This window comes from Selenomonadales bacterium, from assembly GCA_018335585.1.
Lineage (GTDB): Bacteria > Bacillota > UBA994 > UBA994 > UBA994 > UBA994.
On the sequence record JAGXRZ010000050.1, the window covers coordinates 1 to 3065 of the forward strand.

Genomic DNA, 3065 nt, shown 5'->3' on the forward strand with positions numbered 1-3065 from the left:
CCGCCTGCCCGAACCCGTTTCTGGGCGAGTTTATTAAACACCACGGCAAGCCCTACGACCCGGCGACCGACTGCTACCAGCGCGAGCCTTTTGCCGCGGACGTGAGCGAGGGCAAGAACGACCCCATCTACAACGCCCACTCCTACCACACTAAGGTGCCGCACAAAGCCATTATGCGCTACATCCTGCACTACACCGAGCCCGGCGATATAGTCTACGACGGCTTCTGCGGCACCGGTATGACCGGCGTAGCGGCGCAGCTCTGCGGCGACCGAGCAGCGGTAGAGTCCCTGGGGCTTAGAGTTGACGCCGCAGGACTGGGCGCCAGGAAAGCCGTGCTTAACGACCTTTCGCCTGCGGCTACCTTTATTGCCTATAACTACAATACCCCCGTGGACGTAAAGCTGTTTGAGCGCGAAGCCAAGCGCATTCTCCGCGAGGTAGAAGCCGAATGCGGCTGGATGTATAGCACGTTAGGCCCGACAGAAACGGGCCACGCCACGCTACCCCAAGCGTTAGCCGGAAAACTTGCCGCCTGCCACACAGCTGACGACATTCGCGGCTTGCTTAAGTCGCAGCCTTTTACACTCGGCACCATTAATTACACCGTGTGGTCCGACGTCTTTGTGTGCGCCGAATGCACGCGGGAGGTTGTTTTTTGGGAAGCCGCAGTAGACAAAACGGCCGGCAAAGTACGGGACGAGTTCCCGTGCCCCCACTGCGGCGCATTGCTGACGAAGCGCCGCATGGACCGCGCCTGGACTACTAAGTTTGACCGCGCGCTTAACCAAAGCGTGCGCCAAACCAAGCAAGTGCCGGTGCTCGTAAACTACAGCTTAGGCAAAAAGCGCTACGAAAAAACGCCCGATGCGTTCGACCTAGCCGTAATCGCCAAAATAGAACAAAGCGATATCCCCCATTGGTTTCCCACCGACCGCATGCCGGAAGGGGAGGAGTCACGCCGCAATGACCCCTATGGCATCACTCACGTGCATCATTTCTATACAAAGCGAAGTGTCCTTACCCTCACAAGAGCATATGAAGCAGCTCGAACAGCGCCACCGAATGTCATTAACTATCTCCTCTTTACTGTTCAACAGGCCGTCTTGGGGTTAGCTCGGATATCAAGATACGTTCCTACGCACTTTTCTCAAGTTAATCAATACCTGAGTGGCACCCTATATGTTGGGTCACAAGTTGTGGAAGTGTCTCTGAACTACATTCTTAACGGGAAGACACACCGACTCGCAGCGATGCTGCGTAGATGGGGCACGCCGTGTCCAACGCTTATCGAGACTGCAAGCGCAACTACCGCAGGGCTAAGTTCGAGTTCTGTAGACTACATCTTCACCGACCCACCCTTTGGCGGCAACCTAATGTACTCCGAGCTTAACTTCCTTTGGGAAGCGTGGCTTAAGGTCTTTACCAACAACAAGCCCGAGGCCATCGAAAACAGCGTGCAAAAGAAAGGGCTTAAGGAGTACCAAGACTTAATGACCCGCTGCTTTCAGGAATACTACCGCGTGCTTAAGCCGGGGCGTTGGATGACGGTGGAGTTTCACAACTCGCAAAATCGCGTGTGGAACGCCATTCAGGAGTCGCTACAACACGCCGGGTTTGTCGTCGCCGACGTGCGTACACTAGACAAGAAGCAGGGCTCCTTTAAGCAAGTTACAAGCGCCAATGCGGTTAAGCAAGACTTGGTCATTTCCGCCTACAAACCTAACGGCGGGTTAGAAGAGCGCTTTAAGCTCGTGGCGGGCACAGAGGCCGGCGTGTGGGACTTTGTGCGCACGCATATGCGGCAGCTTCCGGTTGCGGTAGTAAAAAGCGCGGGCAAGCAGAGCACATCCTCGCTGGAGCTGATAGCCGAGCGACAGCCCTACCTGCTTTACGACCGCATGGTAGCCTTCCACGTGCAACGCGGCGTCATGATTCCGCTCTCTGCCGCCGAGTTTTACGCCGGGCTGGCGCAGCGCTTTTCCGAGCGCGACGGCATGTACTTTCTGCCCGAGCAAGTAGCCGAGTACGATAAAAAGCGCATCTTAGTCGGCGGGGTGGAGCAGCTGCAGGTATTTATTACCGGCGAAGCTTCGGCCATTCAGTGGCTTAAGCAGCAGCTCGGACCCAAACCACAGACCTTCCAAGAGATTCACCCGCAGTTTATGCAGGAGCTCGGCGGCTGGCAGAAATTCGAGCAGTCGCTTGAGCTGTCCGAACTGCTCGAGCAAAGCTTCCTGCGCTATGACGGCAAGGGCGAGGTGCCAAGCCAAATACATAGCTACCTTTCCACTAACTTTAAAGACCTGCGTAACCTCCCCAAAGACCACGAAGCGTTGCGCGCTAAGGCCAAAGACCGCTGGTATGTGCCCGACCCCAACAAGGCCGGCGACCTCGAGAAGCTGCGCGAAAAAGCGCTGCTTAAGGAATTTGCCGACTACGTGGTCATAGCCGCCCGCGAGCGCAGGCTCAAAGTCTTTCGCTCAGAGGCAGTGCACGCCGGCTTTAAGAAGGCCTGGCAAGAGCGCGATTACGCCACCATTATCGCTGTAGCGCGCAAAATCCCCGACGCCATCCTGCAAGAAGACGCGAAACTCACCATGTGGTACGACCAGGCGATGACCCGAAGTGGAGAGCACTAAAATGACCCCATGGCAGTTGCAGTATCAGGCAGATAGCGCTAACATTCAGGTAGCAGGCTTCGTTGCGGCTTCTGAAGAAGAGTGTTTGCAGTATTTTACGCGCCGTGTCGCCACGAAGCTAGCAGAATCAGACGGGGCAGAAGCACTTAGACAGCACTTGATCGAGTTAGAAACAACCGGGTTCGCTCTGTGTGCACTTGTGGATCAGTTGGAATCGTCCCCTCGGGCTAAGGACTGGGAGATAGGGGAGGCGTTTGCCGCAAGTGCCTTAGAGGACAGCCATGCAGCGATGTTTCCATGGCCAACGAGTTTCGACAGACGGGCTCGTAAAGCTAGCCTGCCCGGGCCGGATTTAGTCGGGCTGCAACGCCCTGATGCCCCGCGGTTTGTGTTTGGGCAAGTTAAGTCATCGTCCGAGAGGCG

At 56.2% G+C, this 3065-nt stretch carries 2 protein-coding genes; both read left to right on the plus strand.

Features of this window, described 5'->3' with window-relative positions:
* Positions 1-2642, plus strand: a 2642-nt coding sequence (locus KGZ66_09505) for a hypothetical protein (GenBank protein MBS3985815.1), incomplete at its 5' end; no start/stop codon positions are given.
* Between the two features lies 1 nt (position 2643).
* The coding region (locus KGZ66_09510; protein MBS3985816.1) for a hypothetical protein at positions 2644-3065 on the plus strand (422 nt) is incomplete at its 3' end.